Origin of the sequence: Clostridium paridis (genome assembly GCF_016765615.1) — a bacterium.
Taxonomy (GTDB): domain Bacteria; phylum Bacillota; class Clostridia; order Clostridiales; family Clostridiaceae; genus Clostridium_T; species Clostridium_T paridis.
This window is the reverse complement of record NZ_JAESWA010000020.1, coordinates 124,554-151,356: the sequence shown is the minus strand read 5'-3', so window position 1 is coordinate 151,356 and position 26,803 is coordinate 124,554. Positions and strand designations below refer to the sequence as shown.

The following is a 26,803-nucleotide window of genomic DNA, read 5'->3' as shown; positions in this document are numbered from 1 at the left end:
ATATATAAATATTATCACTTAAATTTGGACAAAAAAAGAGCACCTTTCGGTGCAAATAAGTTGAATCAGTTGCCATATGACTCTTAAATAATCTAAATCGCTATGAGAATATTTTAATTTCTAAAATCCCCATAACATTCATATTATAGCCTAAAAATGGCAACTATATTTGTTAACATTCTGTTAATTTTTATAAATGCCTAATTTTTTAAACATAATTTCTTCTTCTACTATGTCTAAAGATACTTCATTTAGTGGATTAAATTCCTTAATCACTTTAAGAAATTTTTGAAGTGAGCAGTTTCCAGCCCTCTCTCCTATGCCATCAACAGTGCAATCTATATACTTCACTCCGTTTTTTGAGGCTTCTATGGAATTAGCTACTGCCATTCCAAAATCATTATGTGCATGCATTTCCAAATCCATTTCTATATTTTTATTAATTTTATTTATGATTAAAGCTGTTTTTGATGGTGTTAATATTCCCACAGTATCAGCAAGTCTTACTCTATTAACTTCCATAGATTTTAAAATCTTCATTAGATGACACATAAAAGCTATATCTGCTCTTGAAGCATCTTCAAATCCAATGGTTACCTCATATCCTTTTTCTTTAACAAAGGCAACACATTCCTTAACTCTATTTTCTACCCAAATATTATCTTTCTTTAACTTACTTTTTATCTGAATTTCAGAAACTGGAACACTTATATGAATAATATCAGGATTACATTCTACTGAATGAACTAAATCCTTTCTATTTAATCTATTCCACACTGATATTTTTGAAAATTTTCTATCTTCTAGTATTTTGCATATAGACTTTTTTTCAATATTCCCCATAGCAGGTATACCAGCCTCTATTTGATAAATTTTATTATTATCCAATATCTTTGCAATATTCACTTTATCTTCAGGAGAAAATGCTATACCCGCCTTTTGTTCTCCATCTCTTAAGGTTGTATCAACAATTAATACCTCATCCATGGTATATACCCTCCTGCTAGTTTACATATATCTAATATCTCATTATCACTTAGAGATCTCTCTTTTCTAGAACTATCTAATCTTATGCTTTCTAATATATTTGGAAGTGTATCTTCATTTAATTCTATTTTTAATTGTCCTAATTTCTTTTTTAACGCTGTTAATCCTGAGTGCTTACCTATAATTAAATGTCTTTCCGTTCCTATTCTTTTAGGATTATAGGGTTCGTAGGTTTTAGGATTCTTAAATATTCCATCTGCATGTATTCCTGATTCAAAATCAAATATACTGCTCCCAATTATAGGTTTGTTATTCGAAGGTTTCTCCTTTGTTATACTCTCTATTAATTTTGTTGCTTTAGGTAAAAGTGTTAAGTTCCCTTGAAATTTATCATTAAATATAAATCTCCTAGCAGCTAATACTTCTTCAAGAGGACAGCCTCCTCCAATTCCTCCATAGATTGTACTAACACATCTTCCACCATACTCTAACCATTCTATAGCTATAGCTGATGCACAGCCATAGCTATTACCTGGACATAGACTTAAATCTTCACCAAAGAACTCTATTAATTTCTTATATACTGCTTTATAGTCATACAGCAGTATATTATCTAAGCCTTTCACTGTAAATCCACTTACATTTCCTCTAAGCACTGTTATATCTTTCAAGGAATCAATTTTTGTTGCGTCTGCTATTTCAATCTCTACATGTATCTTTCTCTCTGGTTCTTTACTATTAGAAAACATAATATAATCATGGACTATTAGTTTAAAATCATTATATTCTTTTATATCTAAGTTATTTTTTATAATTAAATATTTATTCTTGCTTCTTACTGATGGTAATGCAAGATATAATATTTCCTGGCTTACCTCAAGACAATCTGCTCCAATGTTATTTAAAATAGCACTTAACTCTGTAATTTCGTTTAATTTATTAGCTATTTTGTCACTATATAACTCCGAAAGGGTCACTAGAGTTTTATCTATAATTTTAATATTTTTCTTTTTCATGACTATTTCCCCTTTCTATTACTAAATTTTAATTATATTAATAGCCTTTCTACCTTTTGTCCACCTTCAATATGTTCTTCCATAATGTCAAACACATCATCAGGTGTTACTCCACCATACCAAGTTCCTTCTGGATACACTACAACTATAGGGCCTTTATCGCATATTGCAAAGCAACCTGTATTTGTTATTATTACTTCTGATGATAAATCTCTTTCATCTACCTCTTCCATAAATCTTTGTATTACATTCACTGAGTCCTTTGAGTGGCAAAAACCTTTTTGCGTTCCATTTATTCTGCAGCTAGCACATACAAATATGTGATATTTAGGACTTATCATACTATCTCCTCCTTAATATTAGATATCTCTTTTTCTTTATTTTTGATTAAAACTTCTTTTGCTGCATTTTTAACTGCTTTTTCAATTCTTTCATATGTTATAAATACTTCAATTCCTTTGCTTTTTAGTTTATTCAATGGCATATCACCGATTCTAAGAGCTAATACTCCATTACAATCCTCAATAGCTCTCATTATTTTTGTTATTTTATCTTCCTCATCATCACACTCTTCTACTCCATTACAGTATTTATCAATTTTTCTTTTTTCAATAAGTGATACTATTTCATCCTTATATTCATAAATATAAAACTCGGATACATGTCCGAAATGCTTATCAACTAACATACCGCTTTTGGATGCTACTGCAAATCTTAGTGCAGGTTTTTCAATATTTTCTTCTTCTTTTGAGGAAAAATTCCTAAACTTAATAGATTGATCATTTTCTAAGGTACCAATTGCATCTGCTCTACATTGCTTACAATGATACATTTGTTCAATATGCTCACCGCATTTTTTCCTTAAATTCATCAATTCCACATTACTAACTAAAGGCATTTCTTCAAATACGCTTCCCTTTACAGGTATAAGTTGCATTATATTAGTAATCGTTGCTCCGTATTCTTTTACTTTCTTAACAACCTCTTCTATATGTCCATCATTAATACCCTTTAGCATTACAATGTTAATTTTGCATACAATTCCTTTACTGGTTAAAAACTTAAGTCCTAAAAGCTGATTATTTAAAAGTATTTCTGCGGCTTCTTCTCCTATATATTTTGTACCTAAGTAGTCTACATATTTATATACCTTTGCTCCTATTTTAGGATCTACTGCATTTATTGTTATAGTCACATGAGTTACTCCCAGTTCTACTAAGTCATTTGCATAAAAAGGCAGCATAAGCCCATTGGTTGACAGACAGAAGGTTACATCTTTATCGTAATTCTTAATTAATTGAAGCGTCCTTTTAGTTTGCTCAAAATTAGCTAAAGAATCTCCAGGCCCCGCTATTCCTACTACTGTTAAATTATCCATCTTCGATTTAACATATTTATATTTTTCTAAAGCTTCAATAGGTGATAATATTTCTGTTGTTACTCCCGGTCTACTTTCATTTGGGCAATCATATTTTCTCAAACAATAGTTACAGCTAATATTACATTTTGGCGCTATAGGCAAATGTATTCTTGCATATTTATGAGCTGACCCACAACTAAAACATGGATGTGTTTTTGTCTTTTCTTCTATGCTTATTTTTGTTTCCTCCTGAACAGCTTCAAATTCAAATTCTATATTTGATTTCTTATCCATAACCTTCCCCTCCTCTTTGTAGAACTTGTCATAAATGCTTTTTCTATACCTTTTTTCTTTTGCCTCTAGAATAGAATTGGTTATACTATCCATCAGCTTTATTGACCCTTCATATCCTAAAGTCATAAGTCTCTGTCCCCCAATCCTATCATGTATAGGGAAGGACATTCTCACTAATGGTATTCCATGCTCTTCTTCAATTCTTCTGCCATCTGAACTTCCTATCATTAAGTTTGCACTTAGCTCTAGTGCATACTTTTCTATATTTTTAAAATCCGTATTATCTAGTATCTTATATTCTCCAGCAAATAAATTTTCAGATAACTCCTTTAATTCTTCATTTAATAATTCCTTAAGTTCTTGACACTTACTCCCAGTTGCTAGTAATACCGGCATTGACCCAATCTCCAGGCATAACCTTGCTGTTGAATATACAAAGTCTGGTTCTCCATATATAACTACCCTAGCCTCAGCATTATATTTATGAGAATCTATCATAGCATCAATATATCTTCCCCTTTGTTCCTTATATTTCTTTGGTATTTCTCTGCCAGTTATCCTTTGAAGTAAATTAATAAGCTCATCTGTATCTCTTAGCCCTCTAGGAATATTAAGTCTATAATTTTTTACTCCAAAGTTATCTTCTAGGTATTTTCCTGCTGAATACTTTTCCTTTATTAAGGTGGATAACTCAATAGTAGCCTTAGCCCCTGCCATAAGCGCTATATCATTTATAGAAGTTCCTCCATAGGGCAATCTACTATACTTTTCTTGGCGCGGGGCATCTAGATTATCTGCTATATCAGGTAATAGTATATAGTCAATCTTAAAGGCTTCTAATATTTCTTTAAGCTCTCTTGTATCAGCTGGACTAATGGGACTAGTTATTATATTAATCTTGTTATTTTTCTCTTCATTCATCTCAGTATTTTCTACAATTGCTCTTAAAGCTCTAAAATATCCTTCATACTGACTTCCTCCATATCCTGGTGAAGGTACTGGTATTAACTTAACTTTTGGGCAATCATGAGTTTCATAAAATGTCTTTGATATTCTAGCCACGTCTTCTCCTATAGTTTCTGCTAAACAAGTAGTAGCTATTGCTATAACTTCAGGATTATATAGCTTAATTAAGTTTTCTATGCCTTTAATAAGATTCTTTTCTCCACCATAAACTGTACCCTGTTCTGTAAGCGAAGATGAAGCAATATCTATGGGCTCATTATAATGAGTTGCCATGTGCCTTCTAATATATGTGCTACACCCTTGAGAACCATGAAGTATTGTCATTGCTCCTTTTATACCATAAAATGCATTAACCACGCCCATAGGCATGCACATATTACAAGGATTAACTGTTAAATTTACATAATCTTCTGCCATACATATCACCTCTCTATTTTGTATACTTCCATACAGGACTATTGATAGTAAGATTTATCTCCTTAGCAAAATTAATAGCTCCTATAAAACCAGCTAAAGGATGTTTTCTTTCATGATTGTGATCACAAAAAGCAACTCCAAGTTTATAAGCTAGTGGTCTTTCTTTTACTCCACCAACCAGTACATCTGCGCCCTTTTCATTCATAAATTGTTCTAATTCATAAGGATTAGCATCATCCAATATAACTGTCCCTGGCTTAACTAAACTGCTTATAACTTCATAATCCTCTTTTTTACCTGTCTGAGTTCCAACTATAACTGTTTCCATTTCTAGTTCTTCAAATTGTTTTATTAACGATATTGCTTTAAAACCTCCACCTACATATATTGCTGCCTTTTTTCCTGCTAGGTTTTTCTTATACTTATCAAAAACCTTATCCATTTTCCTAACTTCTTCTTTTATGAATTCCTTTGTTCTTTTTATAATTTCATCATCTTTTAAAGCATTTGCAATATTCATTAACGAACTTACAGTATCCTCAATTCCAAAAAAACTTACTTTTATATAAGGAACTCCCATTTCATTTTCCATTCTCTTAGCTAAATAGGTCATAGAGCCTGCGCATTGTACTATATTAAGCTCAGCTCCATCAGCCCTTTTAAGTTCTTCACACTTTGCATCTCCAGTTATCTGAGAAACTACATTTACTCCAATACTTTTTAGGTAGTCTTTTATTATCCACATTTCGCCAGATAAATTAAAATCACCTAGAATATTTATTCCTTTTACCTTTGGCGACTTTTCTCTCCCTATCAAATCCATAAGTGCATTACACGCTGCTTTATATCCCATGGATTTATGGCCTGCAAAACCTGGAGATTTTACTGGAATTACAGGTATTCCATATTTTCTTTCAGCCCCTCTACATACTGCATCTACATCGTCACCAATAACCCCTACAATACAGGTTGCATATACAAATATAACCTTAGGATTATGCTTTTCCATTATCCCTTCAATAGCTCCAGTAAGCCGCCTCTCACCACCAAAGATTATATCTTTTTCCCTTAAATCTGTAGAAAAGCTATTACGATATAACTCATCTCCACTAGAAAGACTGCCTCTTATATCCCAAGTGTAACTGGCGCAGCCTATTGGTCCATGAACTATATGGAATGCATCCGTTATTGGATTAAGTACAACCCTGGCTCCACAATATACACAAGCTCTTTGACTTACTGCTCCAGACACACTCTCACTATCGCATTTCATTGAGTTTCCATGATTCTTATCTTTACAGAAAATAAAGTCTTTCCTTTCTTCCAATACTTCGGGTAATGATTTTAACTCCATATAATTCCCCCCTTAATTAAAATAAAAAGAAGGATCTCCAAGGTTGACTTTCTCCCTTGAAAATCCTTCAAAACTTAATTACATAACCATTTCCATATCTTCATCTGCACAGTCTCTATCTTGTCTATCCATTAATGCGTTAAGCATTAATTCAAGTAGCCTCATAGCACCCTTATAACCTACCATTGGCATATATGAGTGTACATATCTATCTATAATTGGGAAACCAACTCTTACAAATGGAATATCCTCAGCTCTCGCTATGTACTTTCCATGTGTCCCCCCTAATAGTAAGTCTACTTTATCATTCTTTAACCATTGATGTAATTCAAAAAGATCAGCTGCAGCTTTTGCTGTACATCCTTCTACCTTGAATTTATCAAATAATTCTTTAGCTGAAGTCTCGAATGCAGTTCCTGGAGTTCCTGTAATAACATATTTAGGAATCATTCCTAGTTCTAATGCGAATCTAGTTAATCCTAAAACAGTATCTGGATCTCCGTATATAGCAACCTTCTTTCCATGTAAATACGGATGTGAATCTACTATAATATCAACTAGTTGACCTCTTTCTTCCTCTAACTCATATGGCACTTCATTTTTAGAGAATTTTGATAACTCCATAACAAAATCATCTGTCCCTTGTATTCCAATAGGTAACATGTACGTTTTATATGGAACACAGCATTTCTTTTCTAGTTGACTTGCCCCTTGTTCTGAAGCAAAATCTCCTAGAGCTAAAGTTAAGTCACTGTCCCCTAGCTTAATTATATCTTCTATCTTAGTTCCACCCTTTGGATACATATCATAGGTACCTGTCATTGGCGCATCTAATACCCCACTTGTATCTGGAAGCATAGTAAATTCTGTTTTTAACAGTTTTAATATTCTCTTTATTTCTCTCATGTCACCAGGATTTGTGAATCCAGGAATGATGTTTATCTTTCCATTTGATACTCCTGTTGATACTGAAAGATATTTTATAAATCCAGTAACCATATTTGAGAACCCTGTTACATGTGAACCTACATAACTTGGAGTATTAGTATGAACCATGTATTTGCCTTCTGGTACTGTTATTGATTGAAGAATCGATCCTAAATCATCTCCAATAGTTTCTGATAAACAGGTTGTATGAACTGCAATTATATCTGGATCATAGATATCAAAAATATTTTTTGCAGCAGTTCTTAAATTACTTCCTCCTCCAAAAACTGAAGCCCCTTCTGTAAATGATGAGCTTGAGGCTATCGCTGGTTCCTTAAAATGTCTTGTTAAGTACATTCTATGAAAAGAACAGCAACCTTGTGAACCATGGCTATGTGGCATACACTTATGAACCCCTAAAGCAGCGTACATAGCTCCAACTGGCTGACATGTTTTAGATGGATTAATTCTTAATGCTTTTCTTTCAGATACTTCTTTTGGTGTTAAATCTAACATTACGCCTCACCTCCTACAGTTCCCTCTAAGGTTGGTTCAGTTTTCCATGGAGCTATTGTATAATTCCATGCTGGAGTATATATTCCCATTGCTATATCCTTTGCAAAATTCACTGCACCCTTGAACCCTGCATATGGTCCACTATAATCATAGGAATGTAGCTGTCTTGATAATATGCCGCCTTTTTGTGCTACGAATTTATCTTTGATTCCCGAGAAGAATATATCTGGTTTAAGAAGTTTTAAGAATTCTTCTGTTTCATAATGATTTAAATCATCTACTACAATTGAACCCTTATCCATTTCTCTCATCATACCTTCATAGTAGTCTAAAGGAATTTCTTTCTTTAATTCTTCATATTGTTCTTCTGAAAGATATACCTTGAATTTCTTCTCATCTTTTTCAACCTTCAATTCTTCAATATTTTTAGAGTCCGCATCAATTTTTATTGATGGAAGTACTTCACGCCCTTCATAATCATCTCTATGAGCAAACTCATAACCAGCAAGTACAACACTCATTCCCAAATCCTTTAATAACTTTTGATAATGGTGAGATCTTGAACCTCCTACAAATAGTGCAGCTGTTCTTCCCATTAATTTTTCTTTATAATAATCCATGTCATCTTTAATATCTTCAATTTCTTCAACTATAACTTCCTCAGTTCTTTGTATAAGCTCTGGATCTCCAAAGAATTTAGCCATATTTCTTAAGGATTTTATTGTGGATTTTACTCCTATGAAATTCACCTTTATCCAGCTAGTTCCATACTTTGTCTTAAGCATTTCACCAATGTAGTTTATGGATCTATGGCATTGAACCACATTTAAATCAGCTACATGCGCATTTCTTAGCTCTTCAAAGCTTCCATCTCCAGTCATAACTGATACAATATCATAACCTATTTTCTTAAGCACTCTGCTTATTTCCCAGCCATCTCCGCCTATATTGTACTCACCTAAAATATTTATTGCATATTTCTTAGGTACATAATTACCGGTTCCTATAACATTCTTTATAAGGCCGTTATTTGCAATATGGTGACCGGCAGATTGTGATACCCCTTTATATCCTTCACATGAGAATGCTAATACTTTTATTCCGTACAATTTCTCTGATTCAGCTGCTACTGCATGGATATCATCTCCTATTAGCCCAACTGGGCAAGTGGAACATATCATAACTGATTTAGGATTGAATATTTCTACAACTTCCTTAATTGCTTGTCTAAGCTTCTTTTCTCCACCAAATACTATATCACTTTCCTGCATATCAGTTGAGAAGCAATATTCTAAGAAGTTTTGAGTATTTTCATCACCCTTACCTTTGTGTCTTCTTGTTCCCCAAGAATAAAACCCACATCCAATAGGTCCATGAGTTATTATCGCTACATCCTTAAGTGGACCTAGGACAACCCCTTTACAACCTGCATAACAACACCCTCTATTGGTCATTATTCCTGGAATAGTTCTAGCATTGGCAGTTATTTCTTGTGTGTCATCTTTTATTTCTATCAAATGTGCTTTTCTATTTTTAAAGACCTTAGCACTATAATCATCCAAAACCTTATCTAATGTACTCATGAAATCACCTCCAAATATTTTATTTATATAGCTTCATCTCCAGCCTCTTCATTTCTTATTCTATATGCCTCATTAATTGGTATGATAAATATCTTTCCATCTCCAGGATTGCCTTGAGAATTTACGTTTATAATTGTATCTACTACTTTTTTTACATCTTCATCCTTAACTATTAGCGTAAATAATCTTTTAGGTATTAACCTTCCAACTTCAGATATATTTTCAGCCATTGGAGAAACTGGAACTTCTACTTGCATTAGTAAACTTTCAATTAATGTTATATCAATTGATTTTTTCCCTCTTCCAAGTACCTTTCTGCAAGTAAAGGAAGGAAATCCAGCTTCTGCAAGAGATTCTTTAGTTTTATTCACTTTATTTGATCGAATAATTGCCATTACTTCTTTCATTTAACATCTCTCCTTTTTATAAGCCTTCTTTTCCGCTGCTAATTGTAAAAGCAGTCTCTACAGGAGATACAAATATTTTTCCATCTCCAAACGCTCCCTTTTCTCCAGTTCTAGCATTTTTCATAATTATTTTTATTACATCATCTTTATCTTCATCTTTTACTACAAGTAAAATCATTTCTTTTGGAAGTTCATCATAATAAATATCTCCAACTTTTATCCCCTTTTGTTTACCTCTTCCGAACACATCCATCTTAGTAACTTCAGGAAATCCAGCTGATAGAAGTTCTGAAAGGACCATTCCTACCCTCTCTGGTCTTAAAATAGCACGAACCATTAACATATTAAGTACTCCCCCTTATATTTATACTTTGTAAATATTGAATTTTCACCTAAATTCATGGTATACTTTTATTGCAAATTTTATTTTGTAGATATGCTTTAAAGTTTTCGTAGGCTTTTGCATATCTTCTTTTTTTATATATCCATTAAGCCATATTCCATTAATATCTCTTCTAATCTATCCTGTGACATTGGCTTAGGAATTACAAACAACTGATTTTCGTCTATTGCTTTTGCTAAAGCTCTATATTCATCTGCCTGATCAGCTGTATCATCAAATTCTATTACTGTTTTCTTATTTATCTCAGCTCTTTGAACCATATTATCTCTAGGAACAAAATGAATTAATTGGCTTCCAAGCTCTTTAGCAAATGCTTGTAATAGGTCTAACTCTCTATCAACTTTTCTGCTGTTACAGATTATTCCTCCTAGTCTAACTCCACCAGTGTTTGCATACTTTTGAATACCCTTAGCTATATTGTTAGCTGCGTATAGTGCCATCATCTCACCTGATGCAACTATATATATTTCTTGTGCTTTTCCTTCACGAATTGGCATTGCGAAACCACCACATACAACGTCGCCTAAAACATCATAGAATACATAATCTAAATCATCTGTATAAGCACCTAGTTGCTCTAGCATATTGATTGATGTGATTATTCCTCTACCTGCACATCCAACTCCTGGTTCTGGTCCACCTGATTCAACACACTTAATTCCACCAAATCCTGGCTTTAATATTGAATCAAGATCAACATCATCCCCTTCTTCTCTTAAAGTATCAAGAACACTTTTTTGAGCAAGTCCTCCTAGTAGTAATCTTGTAGAATCTGCTTTTGGGTCACATCCAACAACCATTATCTTCTTTCCCATAGTTGCAAGCCCTGCTGTTAAGTTTTGTGTTGTTGTTGATTTACCAATTCCACCCTTCCCATAAATAGCTACTTGTCTCATATTACCTTCCTCCTCTTAAAAATAATATTTATCTATAAACTCCCCCAATTATATGGAAGAAACTTATATATATTGTATTTTTTTCTATAATAGAGTAAATAAAAAAGAAGTCCGCAATTTAGTAAAATACTAAAATTGTAGACTCCTTTGTCTTTACAAAACAGACTTCCTTGCCCAATTATATTTTTAATAATAATTAATAGTTTTTAAGCAAATTCTATTAACAATAGTCATATATTTTTATTTTTTTCTCAAGAATTATTTATATTTTTTATGCTAACATATAATTTTTCCATTTACAATAGATATTTTTCTAATTTTTTTATTAGTTTTTTTGTTAAAATTAACAAATATAATATTAATGCCAATGTAAACATTTATATAACTTTCATATTTTTTTATAAAATAAAAGCTGTCACAAATATTTTGTGACAGCTTTTCTATAAAAATTATTCTACAACACTAACTTTTAATAGGTTAGTAGTTCCTATGTTTCCTGCTGGAACTCCTGCAGCTAACACTACAGTTTCTCCCTTATTAACCATTCCTGCTTGTTCAACTACTTGAACTGATTTATCCATTATATCATCTGTTGAAGTTAATTTTTCAGAAACTATTGGATAAACTCCAAAGCTTAATGCTAACTTCTTAGCAACAGTTTCACATGGTGTAACTGCTATTATTGGACAATCTGGTCTACATTGAGAAATTCTTCTTGCTGTAGCACCTGATTGAGTTGAAGATATTATAGCTGCAGCTTTTAATTCATGAGCAGCGTTACAAGCAGCTCTTGAAATAACTCCTGCTATAGCTGGTATATGTTTCTTAGCTGTAGATCTAGCCATTTCATAGCTTAATTTCTTTTCAGCTTCTATAGCAATTTTAGCCATAGTTTCTACTGCTTCAACTGGCCAGCTTCCGTTAGCTGATTCTCCTGAAAGCATTATTGCATCTGTACCATCTAATATAGCATTTGCAACGTCTGAAACTTCTGCTCTTGTTGGTCTTGGATTTCTTATCATTGAGTCTAACATTTGAGTTGCAGTTATAACTGGCTTACAAGCAGCATTACATTTTTCAATTATCATTTTTTGAACTGCTGGTACCTTTTCTATTGGAATTTCAACCCCAAGGTCTCCTCTAGCAACCATTATTCCGTCAGAAACTTCGATGATTGAATCTATATTGTCAACACCTTCTTGGTTTTCTATCTTTGAATATATTTCTATTTCGTCTCCGCCATTTTCCTTTAATATTTTTCTTATAGCTAAAACATCTTCAGCTTTTCTTATAAAGGAAGCAGCAATTAGGTTTACACCTATTTCACAACCAAATTTTAAATCACTTGCATCTTTTTCTGTCATTGCTGGTAACTTTATTGATACTCCTGGAACGTTAACTCCTTTATGAGTACCTACTAAACCTGTATTTTTAACAACACAATCAATTCTATTGCCTTCTACAGATTTAACTTCTAGTCCAACTAAACCATCATCAATTAATATGATGTTTCCTGGTTTAACATCATTTGCTAGTCCTTCATAAGTTACAGAACATTTAGTAGTATCACCTACTACATCTCCACCTGCATATATTGAGAAATTTGATCCAGATTGTAATTCAACCTTGCTTGGTTCAAATTTTCCTGTTCTTATTTCTGGTCCTTTAGTATCAAGTAATACAGCAATTTGCTTGTTGTATTTCTTAGCTAATTCTTTAACTTTATTAATTCTTCCTGCGTGCTCTTCATGATCACCATGTGAAAAATTATGTCTTGAAGCATTCATTCCTGCTTCGATAATTTTAGAAAGTATTTCGTCACTTTCACTAGCTGGTCCAATTGTACAAATAATTTTCGTTTTTCTCATAGATAACATTCCTCCGTTTTCTTTTTCCAAAATGCATTAAATAATAAAAATAAAAAATAAATATTTAAAAAGCTCTAGGCTCTTAAACCAAAATTAATTTGATAATGCTTCTGATATTTTAAATAGTTGGTCATCAAACTTTCTTTCCATAGCTAATGCTTCATCTATATCATCATCGATTACTTGATTGTTTCTTAATCCAATAACTCTTGCTGTTTTTCCTTCTAGTAAAACTTCAACAGCTCTATGTCCAAGTCTAGATGCTAGTACTCTATCAAATGCTGTTGGGCTTCCACCTCTTTGAATATGTCCTAATATAGTTGCTCTAGTTTCTATTCCAGTTATTTCTTCAATGTATTTAGCTAGATCGTCTGCTCCGCCAACACCTTCAGCAACTAGAATTAAATTGTGCATTTTTCCGTCTTTTTTACCTTCAAGTATTTGTCTGCATAGTTCATCTCTGTCAAATCCTTTTTCAGGTATTATTATTGATTCTGCTCCACCAGCAACACCAGCGTATAAAGCTAGATCTCCACAATTTCTTCCCATAACTTCTACAACTGAAACTCTTTCATGAGAAGTTGAAGTATCTCTTAATTTGTTTATTGCATCTAAAACTGTATTTAATGCTGTATCAAAACCTATAGTAAAATCTGTATAAGCAAGATCGTTATCTATAGTTCCTGGAAGTCCAACTGTTTTAACTCCTAGTTTTGATAAAAGTTTTGCTCCAGTGAAAGATCCATCTCCACCTATAACAACTAATGCATCTACTCCATAAGTCTTTAATATTTTAGCTGCTCTTTCTCTAACTTCCTCTTTTTTAAATTCTAAACATCTAGCTGTTCTTAAAACTGTTCCACCTCTTTGGATTATATCTGAAACTGAACGTCTATCCATTGGAGTAAGTTCTCCATTAATAAGACCTGCATATCCTCTTTGTATTCCTACTACTTCTAGTCCATTATGTATTGCTGTTCTTGCTACTGCTCTTATTGCTGCATTCATTCCTGGTGCATCTCCACCACTTGTTAATATAGCTATTTTCTTCATTTTATTTGCCTCCTTATACTTAAGGGACGCACAAAGTCCCACATATGTTAAATTTTGCCCACCCATTGTACAAAAAAATATTTGAGCATATTTTTTTCACAATATAATGTCTAATATATAAATTTCTCCAAAATTCCTAAAAAATCTACAGATACTGAGTCAAATATATTTTACTTAATGTTTGAATTATTTTCAAGTTATTTTCATATAATTTAAAATGTTTTAACACAAAAAAATTTTTTCACTAGTTTCATTAACTATATTTTATCCAACCCTATACTTTATTATGAATAAGTAATATTTAAATAAATTTATTTTAATTCAATAAATGTAATATTATTCTGTCTTGTGTAATCTTTGGTTAATAAGAGGATAGATGCTATATTATTCATATACCATCTATCCTTCTCTTATTTATTCAACTAACTTTACATTATCTTCACCAAATTTTTTCCTCAAATATTCTAGTGCCCCTTTTTCTGTATCAACCCAAAGTTCCCTAGCTAGTCTATAGCTTTGCCTCTCTTTTGCTGCAAATATATAAAGAGGTGTTTCACCTTTAAAATCATTTAATAAAATTTTTAATATCTTATTAATCTCTCTAGCTTTTTCCATATTTTCAACTTTCAAATAAATCTTATCTGAATTTATTTTTTCTAAAGGAGTTATATCTTCGCAGAGTAATTTAGGAACATCTTCTTCACTAATACTTACTCTTCCTCTTATAACAACTAATGAATCTGTATTTATTAATTTATTTACCTTTTCTAGAGTTTTTGGGAATACAATAACCTCCATAATTCCTGTTAAATCCTCTAACTTAACAAATGCCATCATGGTATTATTTCTAGTTACTTTTCTGCTTACTTCGCTAATTATCCCGCCTATAACTACTCTTGTCCCATCTTCTATTCCTCTATTACTTAAACTCTCCATAACAGGAGTTATTTCAGTATCCATGCCTTCTTCTAGTGTCTGATTTGTGGCTAATATCTTATTTATTGTGGTTGTAGTCTGCTGATTTAGACTCTCCTTATAATCATCTAGTGGATGACCACTTAAGTATAAGCCTGTCATTTCTTTTTCCATTGCCAATATATGATTCTTCTTAAATTCATTTATTGGAGGATATGTTACTCCTGGACTTTCGATTTTTTCTTCTAATCCAGAAAATAGATTTATTTGCCCATCTATATTTCGTTTTTTATCTCCCGCTACAGAATCCATGACTTTCTCATATACTGCAAGCAATCTAGACCTATAAACTTTAAATCCATCTAGAGCTCCTGCTTTGATCAAACTTTCTACTGCCCTCTTATTTATAGCTGAGAAGTCTTGTTTGCTTATAAAGTCTTGAAGTGAAGTGTAATTACCTTTTTCTTTTCTTGATTTCACAATTGACTCAACTACATTATAGCCTACATTTTTAATAGCTGCTAATCCAAATCTAATTGTGTCGCCCTTAACAGTAAATTTCGAAAAGCTTTCATTTATATCTGGAGGCAAAACTTCTATTCCAAAGCTTTCAGCAAGATTTATATATGAAGCAACTTTTTCATTGGCTCCCATTATAGAGTTCAATGTTGCTGCAATGTATTCTACTGGATAATACCTCATTAAGTATGCTGTTTGATATCCTACAATGGAATATGCTGCAGAATGACTCTTATTAAATGCATAACTAGCAAAATCCATCATTTGGTCAAATATCTTATTCCCAGCCTCTTCTGATATTCCATTTCTTATACATCCAGGAACTTCAACATTTCCATTTTCATCTGTAATTCCATATATAAAATTCTTTCTTTCTTGCTCCATAACACTGTGTTTTTTCTTTGACATGGCTCTTCTAACCATATCTGCACGTCCTAAAGAGTATCCACCAATCTTTCTAACTATCTCCATAACCTGTTCTTGATATATCATTACGCCGTAGGTTACATCAAGTATACTCTCTAATTCTGGCGTTATATAGCTTACTTTATCTGAATGTTTCTTATTTTCAATATATCTAGGTATTTGAGCCATAGGCCCTGGTCTGTAAAGAGCATTTCCCGCTATAATATCTTCCACAGAATCTGGCTTTAATTCCTTCAAAAAGCTTATCATCCCTGGAGATTCGAATTGGAACACACCTACAGTTTTACCTTCTCCGAACATCTTAAAAACTTCTTTGTCATCCAAGTCTATTTTATCTACATCAATATCTACGCCTCTATTTTCTTTAATCATTTTTATTGCATCATTCATTACAGTAAGAGTTCTAAGTCCTAAGAAGTCCATCTTAAGTAGTCCTAGTTCCTCTAAAGTATTCATATCAAACTGAGCTACTATATTATCTTCATTTTTCTGTAATGGAACATATTCTACTAGAGGTTTTGATGCTATAACAACTCCAGCTGCATGTGTAGAGGAGTGCCTTGGTAGTCCTTCTAAGTCTTTACTTACATCAATAAGATTTTTAACTCTCTCATCACTTTCATATAATGCTTTTAACTCAGGATTTAAATCAAGTGCTTTTTCTATAGTAATTCCTAGCATTGTTGGAATCATCTTAGCTATTTTATCTACCTCTGCATAGCTATAGTTCATAGCCCTCCCCACATCTCTTATGCAGGCTTTTGCAGCCATTGTTCCAAAGGTAATTATTTGCGATACATTTTTTTCTCCATACTTTTCTACTACATAATCAATTACTTCCTGTCTTCTTTCATAGCAGAAATCAGAGTCAATATCAGGCATACTTACTCTCTCAGGATTAAGAAATCTTTCAAAAATCAATCCATACTTTATTGGGTCAATCTTTGTAATTCCTAAAGTGTAAGCAACTATAGCACCAGCTGCCGAACCTCTACCTGGTCCTGTTGGAATACCATGTTCATTTGAAAATCTAATAAAATCCCATACTATAAGAAAATAGTCCACGTATCCCATTTGATTTATTACTTGAAGTTCATAATCTAATCTATCAACTAGTTCTTTAGCCTTTGGACGCCCTTCAGAATATTCCTTCAAACTCTCATAATTATATGTTTCCCCGTATTCATTGAATTCATCATATCTTTCAATAAGTCCTTTAAAGCAAACATCTCTTAAATATTCAAAAGCATCCTGTCCTTCTTCTAATGGAAACTTAGGGAGCTTTGAGTTATGAAATTCATAATTAAAATTGCACTCATCAGCTATCTTAAGTGTATTTTCTAATGCTTCCGGAACATATGAAAACATATCCCACATTTCTTCAGGAGTTTTCAAATAAAATTGGTCTGAAGCATATCTCATTCTGTTTTCATCATCAACTGTTTTTCCAGTTTGTATACATAAAAGTATATCATGGGATTTTGAGTCTTTTTGTTCTATATAATGTACATCATTCGTAGCAATAAGTGGTATACCAGTTTCTTTAGAAAGTTTAATTAACCCCGCATTAACTCTCTTTTGTTCCTCTAAACCATGATACTGAAGTTCTAAGTAGAATCCTTCTTTAAATATATCTTTATAAATCAAAGCTATTTCTTTCGCTTTTTCATAATTCCCATTATTTAATGCCGAACTTACTTCTCCTCCTAGGCATGCGCTAGAAGCTATTAATCCCTCACTATGCTCTCTTAAAAAATCATGATCTACTCTTGGTTTATAATAGAAACCTTCAATAGAAGCTTGAGAGACTATTTTCATTAAATTCTCGTACCCCACTTCATTCTTTACCAATAGCACTAAGTGGTGTGTATTATTTTCACTATCTACGTTTTTTATATGCATAGATTTTGGAACTACATATATCTCACAACCTATAATTGCTTTAATTCCAGCCTTTTGAGCTTCTTTATAAAAATTCACACAACCATACATAACACCGTGGTCAGTTATAGCTATGGACTCCATTCCTAATTCCTTTGCCTTGTTTATCATCTTAGATATTTTCCCTGATCCATCTAAAAGGGAATATTCTGTATGTAGATGCAAGTGACAAAATTTTCTCTCTTCCAATCTATCACTTCCTTTCTTGAAATTTTAAACTTATCGTTTAAAACTCCCTATCTTCTATTTTAGACAATAATCGCTCTAATTAAAATAGCTATAAAGTAAAAAATCAGCCGAAGCTGACTTTTATTATTAAATATTTAATTACACCTTAAATATATCTACATTTTCTTTCATTACTACAGTCATTTCATTAAGTTCTTGTGAAGTTGCATATAACTCTTGAGATGATGCAGTCATTTCTTGGGTTGCAGATGAAATTTCTTCTGCCGAAGAAGATATTTCCTGAGAAATATTTGCTACTTCTATACTTTTTGTCACTATAATATCTTTTTGAGAATTAAGTAATTCAACATTTTCATTTACCTTTCTTATTCTAGGAGCTATTTCTCTAATTGAAGAAGATATCTCTCTAAATGCTTCAATGGAACCATTGATAGCTTCCTCTTGATCTTGAAGCTCATCGTTCATCTTTTCACTTGTTGTTGAAATACTATTTGTATCCTTTAATATATTATTTGCTATGTTAAAGATGTTATCTGAAGCAGCTTTACTCTTTTCAGCAAGCTTTCTTACCTCATCAGCTACAACTGCAAAGCCTCTTCCAGCTTCTCCTGCTGAAGCTGCTTCAATTGCTGCATTTAAAGCAAGTAGATTTGTTTGTTCAGATATTCCTTTTATCATCACTGTCATTTCATTTACTTTTAGCATATTGTTATTCATTAATTGTATTTTTTCATTGAAATTATTAAATGTGTTTTTCAATTCCTTAAGACTATTTATTACCTTTTCCATTGAAACATTAGAATTATTGGCCTTATTATCAATCCCCACTGTCATTCTATTTATGTTTTCAAATTGACTGGTTATTCCATCAAGATCATTACTAAATTCATTAACCACTTCAACTATTTCTGATAATCTATCTGCTTGTCCCTTGCTTCCTTCTGCAACATTATTAATAGAATTTGCTACATTTTCAGTTGATGCCACAAAATCTACAGATGTGTTTGAGAGCACTTCTGACTTTTCATCTATAATTGAAGCATTTGATTTTATCAAAGTAATAATATCTGAAATATATCCTTGTGTAGTTCCAATCGCCTTCTCAATTTCAGCAATTTCATCATTTCTTCGTAAATGCTTTTCGTCAATTTCAAAAGTTAAATCTCCATTTGAAAGACTTTCAATATGCTTCTTTATTCTTTTAAGTTTTTTAGATATTACATTTATTATTATAACTGCTACAATTGCTGCTAATATTAAAGCAATTACTCCTACCATGAGTAGCCTATCAGTCATATTTCTTACTTCTTTTAGTATTCCTTCTTGATCTAAATATAGTCCGAAAGACCATCCTAATTCTTTTATTGAACCATAAGCTATCATATTAGTTTTTGAATCCTGCTTATAGTTTTCTATGCCTTCCTTGCCTTTAATCATATTGTTTTGAACTTTTACTAAATCACTGCTACCTATAGTTTGCCCAAAACTTTTACCTATTTTATTTTTATCTTTATATACTTCTATGTTTCCCTTTGAATCTATGATAACTCCAGTACCATTTTCCATAACATCTTTATTTACAATTCTATCAATCTCAGGTTCATATCTATTTACAACCAAAACTTTAGAAATACTTCCGTCTGCCACAATTGGTACTATGTATTGAAATATTATCTTTCCTTCTGAGTCTACTCCCGCTTTTCTAACTACTCCTTGTCCACCTAATGCTCCCTTAAAAAAATCCATGTCATCTATTTGTCCAGTGGTATCATCACTAAAAGTTACTTTTCCGTTTAAGTCTGCTATTCCAATTGAAATATGATCTTTCGATTTCTTTTGAGACTCTAAAAGATTCTTAATTAGCTCCCAAGAATCTCCATCTTTCAATATCTTATTATTGCTTATTCCCCACATATTAGTCAGATTCTCATTGATTAAGCTATTGATACTATTAGTCTTTTCTTTACTTAATACTTGCAAATATCTTTTAGAATTTTCACTAATATTCTTCTTTGATTCACTCATAGCAATATACGATAATCCAAGTACTAATAAAATTATAATTGTCATAATTGGAACAAGAAGCTGTACTTTTATAGTTTTGCCAAGTCTCATTTTTCATCCCCCAAGCTATACATAATAAATTACCAGAGTAAATTATTTATATTTTCATTTGATTCTCCTAGATTGTACAATGAAAAAAAGAAAAAGTGCATGTAAATTATGCACTTTTAACCTTATTTAACTTGGCGTAACATTTTTCAACAAAAACTTAATATTAATCAATTAAAAAGATTTGTTTTCTCTTAACTCTTCTGCTATCTTTTCAATTTTTCTAAGTCTATGATTTATTCCAGATTTACCAACTGGAGGATCAAGCATTTCTCCCAATTCCTTTAAGGATTCATCTGGATAATTTAATCTAAGCTCAGCAATTTCTCTTAAGTTTTGAGGCAATCTCTGTAGTCCTATTTGATTTTGAATTAATTTTATACTCTCTACTTGTCTCACTGCTGCATTAACTGTTTTACTTAAATTTGCTGTTTCACAGTTTACAAGTCTATTTACATTGTTTCTCATTTCTTTCATTATTCTTATATTTTCAAGTTCTAACAAACAGGTATGTGCTCCCAGTATATTAAGGAGGTCTACAATTTGCTCGCCTTCTTTTATATATACAATAAAGCTGTTTTTTCTTTGTATAACTTTAGAATTTAGGCTAAACCTATTAATTAATTTACTTAAGTCCTTAGCATATTCTTCACTATGTGTAACAAATTCTAGATGATAAGTCTTTTCAGGATTAGATATACTTCCACCACCTAAGAATGCACCTCTAATATATGCTCTTGCTTTCTCGTCCTCGTTAACCATTTCTGGCTCTATTCCATAGCTTAATGACATAACAGAGTCTACTTCTTTAAATATTCCTGTTTCATACAACAAGTCCTTTACTCCCATCTCTTCTGTCATTACAATCATATATATATTATTCTTCTTTAAGGCATTTCCTTTTTTTACCATAAGTTTTGAGTGTATATCAAAATGCTCCTTAAGAAGAGAAAAAATCAACCTTGCTGCGCCTGGATTTTCTGTAGTGATCTTAAAGCTTATTTGTCTTCCGCTAAAAGCTAAAGTACCACTTACTTTCATAATAGCTGAAAGTTCTGCCAACGCTTCTTCTCTTGTAATATCTTGATATCTGCATATTTCGCCTTTAACTTTTGATGAAAATGATGACATAGTCTCTCCTTTCAAAATATTATTTTTAACCACAAAAATATATTTTATTATAGCATAGAGGATTTTAATAAGGAATTCTCATTTTAAAAATTTTAATCAAAGGGACGTATTGTTTGCCACGGCAAACAACACGTCCCCTTGGTTTAATAATTATATTTTTTTATTGCTCTCTTCCTTCAAACGTTGAGATAGATACATATATTCAATGATTTTCTTCTTATCAAATAGAAGTGATTTTTCCATAACTGTAGTCATTATTACTCTTGCTAATTCTTCATGATTGTGTCTTACAACATCATTTGTGTAGTTAATTAAATTTGCTTCTATTATTTCTATTCCCATTTTGTTTATTACATCTTTGTCTAGCGCAACTATCTCAGAACCTTCCTCTTTATATTTAGGCGAAAGATTTTTAGGTAATTTCTGAACATTTGCAATTACATAATCTACTATATCTCTTCCGCAGTGTTTATATAAAGTTTTTAAATGATCAGATACTTTAAACCCATCCGTTTCTCCTGGCTGAGTCATTATATTCGAAATGTATATCTTTAGCGCACTACTTCTTCTAACATTTGAAGCTATCTTTTTCACCAATAAATTTGGTAAAACAGAAGTATATAAACTACCAGGGCCCATTATAATTGCATCCGCTTCTCTGATAGCTGTTATGGCCTCCTTCAAAGGTTCTGCATCCTCTGGTTCTATCATAAGCTTTTTAATTTTACTATTTTGTTTTAATGCCTCTTCTGGAATTTGCGATTCTCCCTCAACTATGCTTCCATTTTCTAATAGTGCCTTTAATCTCATATTCTCAAGAGTTACTGGCACAACCTTACCAGTAACTGCAAGTACAGAACTCATTTTCTGAACGGCATCCTCAAAATTATCAGATATACCATCCATTGCAGCTAGAAATAGATTTCCAAAACTTTGATTTTTAAGTCTTCCATCTGTAAATCTATATTGTAATAAATTCTCCATAAGAGGTTCCATATCTGCTAATGCAAGTATACAGTTTCTTATATCTCCAGGAGGAAGAATTCCTAAATCTTCCCTTAAATCACCCGAACCGCCCCCATCATCAGCTACTGTTACAATTGCAGTTATATTAGAAGTGTAGTACTTTAATCCTCTAAGCATTGTAGAAAGTCCAGTACCTCCTCCGATTACAACAATTTTAGGGCCCTTAATCAATAGTCTCTTTTCATAAATTAAGTTTTCAATCTTCTGAGAATCTAATGAAACTTTTATATATCCTTTATTAATTAATGCTATTATCCCTCTCATTACCTCTGTTGCAGATACATACAAAACAAATATTCCAGTTATATTTAAGAATATATAAAATACTTTATAGTAAAAATAATATGCTCTATGAAATGCTAATTCAGTAAATCCAAAGGCAATAAGTAGTACCCCAAAGATACCAAATAGTATCCACCTTTTCACCTTGATACCTGGCCTAAGCCAATCTAAAAACTTCATAGCTTCTTTGCTCCCTTATTTACATCTTCATGTATATCTCTATGTTCGATTGATGCCTTATAATTTAATTTATTTAATCTCTCATATATTTCATTTGCTATTGCTACTGATCTATGTCTACCACCAGTACAACCTATAGCGATGATAAGCTGTCGTTTTCCTTCCTTTATGTAATTCGGTATTAGAAATTTTATCATATCTTCTAATCTCTCTAAAAAACCTTTTGTTTCTTCATGTTTAATTACATAATCTCTTACTGGTTTATCTATACCTGAATATGGTTTTAATTCTGGTATATAGAATGGATTAGGAAGAAATCTAACATCAAATACCAAATCTGCATCTACTGGTATTCCATACTTAAACCCAAAGGAAAGTACTGTAGTTGAAAGCTGTCTTTCAACTTCTTTTCCAGTCCCATAATACTCATTCATCTTTTCTCTTAAGTCTTTAATTGCATATTTAGATGTGTCTATTATTAAGTCAGCTCTATGCTTTACTTCAATCAGTTTATTTCTTTCTAGATTTATTCCTGTAATTACTCTTCCATTTTGAGCTAATGGATGGCTTCTTCTTGCTTCCTTAAATCTTTTTACTAGGACATCATCTGATGCGTCTAAAAAGAGGATCTCATATTTAAATTCTTGTCTTTTCAAGTAATTTAAACTTTCAAAGATATCATCAAAGAATACTCCACCTCTTATATCTATAACCAATGCAACCTTATCTATTTTTCCTTCACTTTGTACACATGCTTCAGCAAATTTAGGAATAAGTTTAGGTGGCAAGTTATCAACACAAAAATATCCTAAATCCTCAAGATTTCTAGTAGCCTCAGTTTTTCCTGCTCCCGACAGTCCTGTTACAATTACAAATCTCATAAGCATCCTGATTTCTTTTACACTAATTCAAAATCAGGAATTCACCGTCCTTTCTCAAAAGATTTTCTTGTATAAAATTATATCATAATTAGAGTTCTTTGTAGTTATATTTATATTAACTAAGATGACATTTATACTTTAAAACAATAAAAACTAGAGAGACTTAATAAAACACTTCAATCTCTCTAGTTTTTATTTATAAATTAGTATTATTTTAGGCTATTTATCTTCACCTAATATCCTAACTTCTGTATGAAGTTCTACTCCAAATTTTTCCTTTACAGTCTTTTGAACATGATGTATAACATCAATGATATCTTGAGCTGTTGCTTTATCTTTGTTTATAATAAACCCAGAATGTTTTTCAGATACTGCAGCTCCTCCTATTGAAAAACCCTTAAGCCCTGAATCTTGAATTAACTTTCCAGCGAAATAACCTTCTGGTCTTTTAAATGTACTTCCAGCTGAAGGATATTCTAATGGCTGCTTCTCTTCTCTTCTTGACGTAAGTTCATTCACTCTAGCTTCTATTTTATCTTTATCTCCATTAGCAAGTTCAAAACATGCTCCTAAGACTACATTTCCTTCTTCCATTACAATAGAACTTCTGTATCCTAGCTTTAAATCTTCCTTATTTAGCTTTATTATATTGAAATTATTATCAATAATTTCTGCCCATTTAATTACATTAGAAATCTCACCATCGTAGGCACCTGCATTCATAAACACAGCCCCTCCAACACTTCCTGGGATTCCACAAGCAAACTCAAAACCAGTTAAGGAGTTATCTAGTGCTAGTTTTGAAACATCTTTTAATAAAGCTCCACAATCTGCATATATTAAATTATTTTCCATTCTTATGTCTTTAAGATCAGTAAGTTTAATAACTACGCCTCTTATTCCACCATCTTTTACTAATAGGTTTGAGCCATTTCCAATTATATAATATGGAATTTTTTCTAAACTACATAATTTAACAATCTCTGCAACTTGTTCTTTTTTTCTTGGACTAACTAAAAAGTCTACAGGTCCTCCAACTTTAAAATAAATGTGTTCACTCATTGGTGCATCTATTTCAATATCAGATTTGTCTAATATTTTCTCCAGCGAACTTAATAGGTTATGGTATTGATTCATTTCAAAACTCCTCTTGTTTAGTAATACTCCAATATATAAGTATAATTAATATTTATAATTTTAACAAGTTTTATATTATGCGTTTTGTATTTCTCTCTAAATACATTATACGGTTTTGTTATAACTTGTGTTAAGGTTCCTATTATATTTTAATTGCCACTAAAGTACTTTTTTATACTTTCAGCAGCTTTTTTATCTATTCCAGGCGTTTCTAAAAGATCATCTATTGAAGCTTTTTTTATATTGTCTACACTTCCAAACTTCATAAGGAGATTCCTTCTTCTCTTTTCTCCTACAAAAGGTATATCTTCTAAAATGGAATGAAGGGTTCTTTTATCTCTTAATGATCTATGATAGGTTATAGCAAATCTATGAACTTCATCCTGTATTCTCGTTAGCATGTGGAACAAATTTCCTCTTCTTGCTATAATAATTTCTTCATTATTATAAATAAGACCTCTTGTATTATGCTTATCATCTTTTACTAATCCGCATACAGGAATTTCAATTCCATATGAATCTAATACTTGAAGTGCTATGTTAACTTGCCCTTTCCCTCCATCCATAAGAATTAAATCTGGAAAAACTGAAAACTTTCCCCCTGCTAATGTGAGCTTTCTCTCTTGAATCTGTTTTACTTCATCTAATCCATGACTAAATCTTCTTGATAAGACTTCTCTCATACTTTCATAATCATTTGGTCCCTGTACAGTTTTAATTTTAAATCTTCTGTAATCACTATTCTTAGGCTTTCCTTCTTCAAAAACTACCATAGTTCCTACAGAATCTACTCCCTGTATGTTAGATATATCATAAGCTTCTATCCTCATAGGCAGTTCATCTAAATCAAGCAGTTCTCTTAATTCTTCCAAGGAAATCCTATTTATTTCTTTCTCACTTAAAATCTTATCCTTAAATTTCTCTAATGTCATTTTAGCATTTTCTTCAACCATCTGCAAAAGTTCTAGTTTCTCACCTTTTTTTGGTATCTTAATCCAAACTTTAGAACCTCTTTTAATTGTTAAAAATTCTTCTAATAATTCTAATTCTTCAATTTCTGGTAGATAAATATTTTTTGGTATTTGTGCCGTTCCACCATAAAAGCTAGTAATAAACTGATATAGTACTTCACTCTTGCTATAGTCTGCTTTGTCTTCAAAAACGAAATGTTCTCTTCCACTTATCTTGCCATCTCTTGAAAAGAAAATTTGAACACAACAACCTTTACCATCACAGTAAAGGTTGATGTAGTCTTCATCTCCTTCTCTTACTGTAAACATCTTTTGTCTTTCTATTATGTTCTCTATAGATAGAGCCCTATCCCTAAGCTCTGCAGCCTTCTCAAACTCTAATTCACTTGATGCTACCTGCATTTGTTCTTTAAGATCCTTTATGATTTTTGTATCCTTACCATTTAATATCTCAATTATTTCCTTAATCATGTTTCCATAATCTTCTTTAGTCTGATATCCTGCACAAGGAGCTTTACATAGCTTTATATGATAGTTCAAACAAGGCCTAGTTTTTTCTCCTCCTTCTGTTATGGATCTCTTACATGTTCTTAAGGGATATATCTTCTTAATTAAATCTATGGTTTCATAAACTGATGTGGCATTTACATATGGTCCAAAATACTTATTCCCATCTTTAGCATAATTTCTTGTTACATACACTCTAGGGAAATCCTCATTTGTCGTTATTTTAATAAACGGATAAAATTTATCATCCTTTAACGCAATATTGTACCTTGGACTATATTTTTTTATTAGATTACATTCTAATAACAATGCTTCCATTTCTGAATCTGTAACAATATATTCAAATTCAGTTATGTTACTCACCATTTTTTTTACTTTTTCCGAATGATTTTTATTACTTTGAAAATATTGTCTTACTCTATTTTTTAAGACTTTTGCCTTCCCAACATAAATAACTTCTCCCAAGGAATTTTTCATAATATAAACTCCAGGTTTGTCAGGAAGGTTTTTTAAATGATACTCAAAGTCAAATATAGAAA

General features: G+C 31.8%; 19 protein-coding genes. All 19 read right to left on the bottom strand.

All coding sequences use genetic code 11. From position 1 onward, the window contains the following. Nucleotides 1-183: 183 nt before the first annotated feature. The 19 genes from JK634_RS07145 to uvrC all read right to left on the bottom strand — a co-directional run bounded on the left by JK634_RS07145 (nt 184) and on the right by uvrC (nt 26,798). A complete protein-coding gene (locus JK634_RS07145; RefSeq protein ID WP_202766954.1) occupies nt 184-987 on the bottom strand; it encodes a beta/alpha barrel domain-containing protein in 804 nt (267 codons plus the stop codon). Then, nucleotides 972-2,003 (bottom strand): homocitrate synthase/isopropylmalate synthase family protein, encoded by a 1,032-nt coding sequence (locus tag JK634_RS07140; RefSeq protein ID WP_202766953.1) that lies wholly within the window; start codon nt 2,001-2,003, stop codon nt 972-974. The genes JK634_RS07145 and JK634_RS07140 overlap by 16 nt, the downstream gene beginning before the upstream one ends. 32 nt (nt 2,004-2,035) lie before the next feature. Next, nucleotides 2,036-2,344 carry a 2Fe-2S ferredoxin gene (locus tag JK634_RS07135; RefSeq protein WP_202766952.1) on the bottom strand — a complete coding sequence of 103 codons (309 nt, stop codon included), beginning with the start codon at nt 2,342-2,344 and terminating at the stop codon, nt 2,036-2,038. Then, nucleotides 2,341-5,040, bottom strand: coding sequence for a nitrogenase cofactor biosynthesis protein NifB (gene nifB / locus JK634_RS07130; protein WP_202766951.1), 2,700 nt, complete (start codon nt 5,038-5,040; stop codon nt 2,341-2,343). The genes JK634_RS07135 and nifB overlap by 4 nt, the downstream gene beginning before the upstream one ends. A 13-nt stretch (nt 5,041-5,053) precedes the next feature. After that, the gene (nifE, locus tag JK634_RS07125; RefSeq protein WP_202766950.1) at nt 5,054-6,394 is read right to left on the bottom strand and encodes a nitrogenase iron-molybdenum cofactor biosynthesis protein NifE; all 1,341 of its coding nucleotides are present in this window, start codon (nt 6,392-6,394) and stop codon (nt 5,054-5,056) included. A gap of 78 nt (nt 6,395-6,472) precedes the next feature. Then, complete coding sequence (nifK, locus tag JK634_RS07120) at nt 6,473-7,837, bottom strand: nitrogenase molybdenum-iron protein subunit beta (protein WP_202766949.1); 1,365 nt, start codon at nt 7,835-7,837, stop codon at nt 6,473-6,475. Next, a complete protein-coding gene (nifD, locus tag JK634_RS07115; RefSeq protein ID WP_202766948.1) occupies nt 7,837-9,420 on the bottom strand; it encodes a nitrogenase molybdenum-iron protein alpha chain in 1,584 nt (527 codons plus the stop codon). Before nifD ends, nifK begins: the two co-directional genes overlap by 1 nt. A gap of 23 nt (nt 9,421-9,443) precedes the next feature. Then, entirely contained in the window at nt 9,444-9,827 is a 384-nt protein-coding gene (locus JK634_RS07110; protein ID WP_202766947.1) for a P-II family nitrogen regulator, read from the bottom strand. Nucleotides 9,828-9,843: 16 nt separating this feature from the next. Further along, on the bottom strand, nt 9,844-10,170 hold the full coding sequence (locus JK634_RS07105; RefSeq protein ID WP_202766946.1) for a P-II family nitrogen regulator: 327 nt from the start codon (nt 10,168-10,170) through the stop codon (nt 9,844-9,846). 134 nt (nt 10,171-10,304) lie between these two features. Further along, nucleotides 10,305-11,126 (bottom strand): nitrogenase iron protein, encoded by an 822-nt coding sequence (nifH, locus tag JK634_RS07100; protein WP_202766945.1) that lies wholly within the window; start codon nt 11,124-11,126, stop codon nt 10,305-10,307. A gap of 449 nt (nt 11,127-11,575) precedes the next feature. Continuing rightward, on the bottom strand, nt 11,576-12,994 hold the full coding sequence (pyk, locus tag JK634_RS07095) for a pyruvate kinase (protein ID WP_202766944.1): 1,419 nt from the start codon (nt 12,992-12,994) through the stop codon (nt 11,576-11,578). A gap of 93 nt (nt 12,995-13,087) precedes the next feature. Beyond that, entirely contained in the window at nt 13,088-14,047 is a 960-nt protein-coding gene (gene pfkA / locus JK634_RS07090; protein WP_202766943.1) for a 6-phosphofructokinase, read from the bottom strand. Between the two features lie 414 nt (nt 14,048-14,461). Then, complete coding sequence (locus JK634_RS07085) at nt 14,462-18,037, bottom strand: DNA polymerase III subunit alpha (protein ID WP_202766942.1); 3,576 nt, start codon at nt 18,035-18,037, stop codon at nt 14,462-14,464. A 138-nt stretch (nt 18,038-18,175) separates the two neighbouring features. Further along, on the bottom strand, nt 18,176-20,152 hold the full coding sequence (locus JK634_RS07080) for a methyl-accepting chemotaxis protein (protein ID WP_202766941.1): 1,977 nt from the start codon (nt 20,150-20,152) through the stop codon (nt 18,176-18,178). A gap of 171 nt (nt 20,153-20,323) precedes the next feature. Beyond that, nucleotides 20,324-21,280: a DNA-binding protein WhiA gene (gene whiA / locus JK634_RS07075; RefSeq protein ID WP_202766940.1), complete on the bottom strand. Its 957-nt coding sequence runs from the start codon at nt 21,278-21,280 to the stop codon at nt 20,324-20,326. A 150-nt stretch (nt 21,281-21,430) separates the two neighbouring features. Beyond that, nucleotides 21,431-22,768, bottom strand: a complete 1,338-nt coding sequence (locus tag JK634_RS07070) for a gluconeogenesis factor YvcK family protein (RefSeq protein ID WP_202766939.1) — start codon at nt 22,766-22,768, stop codon at nt 21,431-21,433. Next, nucleotides 22,765-23,649 carry an RNase adapter RapZ gene (gene rapZ, locus JK634_RS07065; protein ID WP_202766938.1) on the bottom strand — a complete coding sequence of 295 codons (885 nt, stop codon included), beginning with the start codon at nt 23,647-23,649 and terminating at the stop codon, nt 22,765-22,767. The genes JK634_RS07070 and rapZ overlap by 4 nt, the downstream gene beginning before the upstream one ends. Nucleotides 23,650-23,868: 219 nt before the next feature. Continuing rightward, entirely contained in the window at nt 23,869-24,786 is a 918-nt protein-coding gene (gene murB, locus JK634_RS07060; protein WP_202766937.1) for a UDP-N-acetylmuramate dehydrogenase, read from the bottom strand. A gap of 149 nt (nt 24,787-24,935) precedes the next feature. Then, entirely contained in the window at nt 24,936-26,798 is a 1,863-nt protein-coding gene (uvrC, locus tag JK634_RS07055) for an excinuclease ABC subunit UvrC (RefSeq protein WP_202767023.1), read from the bottom strand. Nucleotides 26,799-26,803: the final 5 nt, after the last annotated feature.

Coding starts and splice junctions, on each gene's coding strand:
- JK634_RS07145 (WP_202766954.1), bottom strand. CDS start 987: ATGGATGAGGTATTAATTGTTGATACAACCTTAAGAGATGGAGAACAA.
- JK634_RS07140 (WP_202766953.1), bottom strand. CDS start 2,003: ATGAAAAAGAAAAATATTAAAATTATAGATAAAACTCTAGTGACCCTT.
- JK634_RS07135 (WP_202766952.1), bottom strand. CDS start 2,344: ATGATAAGTCCTAAATATCACATATTTGTATGTGCTAGCTGCAGAATA.
- nifB (WP_202766951.1), bottom strand. CDS start 5,040: ATGGCAGAAGATTATGTAAATTTAACAGTTAATCCTTGTAATATGTGC.
- nifE (WP_202766950.1), bottom strand. CDS start 6,394: ATGGAGTTAAAATCATTACCCGAAGTATTGGAAGAAAGGAAAGACTTT.
- nifK (WP_202766949.1), bottom strand. CDS start 7,837: ATGTTAGATTTAACACCAAAAGAAGTATCTGAAAGAAAAGCATTAAGA.
- nifD (WP_202766948.1), bottom strand. CDS start 9,420: ATGAGTACATTAGATAAGGTTTTGGATGATTATAGTGCTAAGGTCTTT.
- JK634_RS07110 (WP_202766947.1), bottom strand. CDS start 9,827: ATGAAAGAAGTAATGGCAATTATTCGATCAAATAAAGTGAATAAAACT.
- JK634_RS07105 (WP_202766946.1), bottom strand. CDS start 10,170: ATGTTAATGGTTCGTGCTATTTTAAGACCAGAGAGGGTAGGAATGGTC.
- nifH (WP_202766945.1), bottom strand. CDS start 11,126: ATGAGACAAGTAGCTATTTATGGGAAGGGTGGAATTGGTAAATCAACA.
- pyk (WP_202766944.1), bottom strand. CDS start 12,994: ATGAGAAAAACGAAAATTATTTGTACAATTGGACCAGCTAGTGAAAGT.
- pfkA (WP_202766943.1), bottom strand. CDS start 14,047: ATGAAGAAAATAGCTATATTAACAAGTGGTGGAGATGCACCAGGAATG.
- JK634_RS07080 (WP_202766941.1), bottom strand. CDS start 20,152: ATGAGACTTGGCAAAACTATAAAAGTACAGCTTCTTGTTCCAATTATG.
- whiA (WP_202766940.1), bottom strand. CDS start 21,280: ATGTCATCATTTTCATCAAAAGTTAAAGGCGAAATATGCAGATATCAA.
- JK634_RS07070 (WP_202766939.1), bottom strand. CDS start 22,768: ATGAAGTTTTTAGATTGGCTTAGGCCAGGTATCAAGGTGAAAAGGTGG.
- rapZ (WP_202766938.1), bottom strand. CDS start 23,649: ATGAGATTTGTAATTGTAACAGGACTGTCGGGAGCAGGAAAAACTGAG.
- murB (WP_202766937.1), bottom strand. CDS start 24,786: ATGAATCAATACCATAACCTATTAAGTTCGCTGGAGAAAATATTAGAC.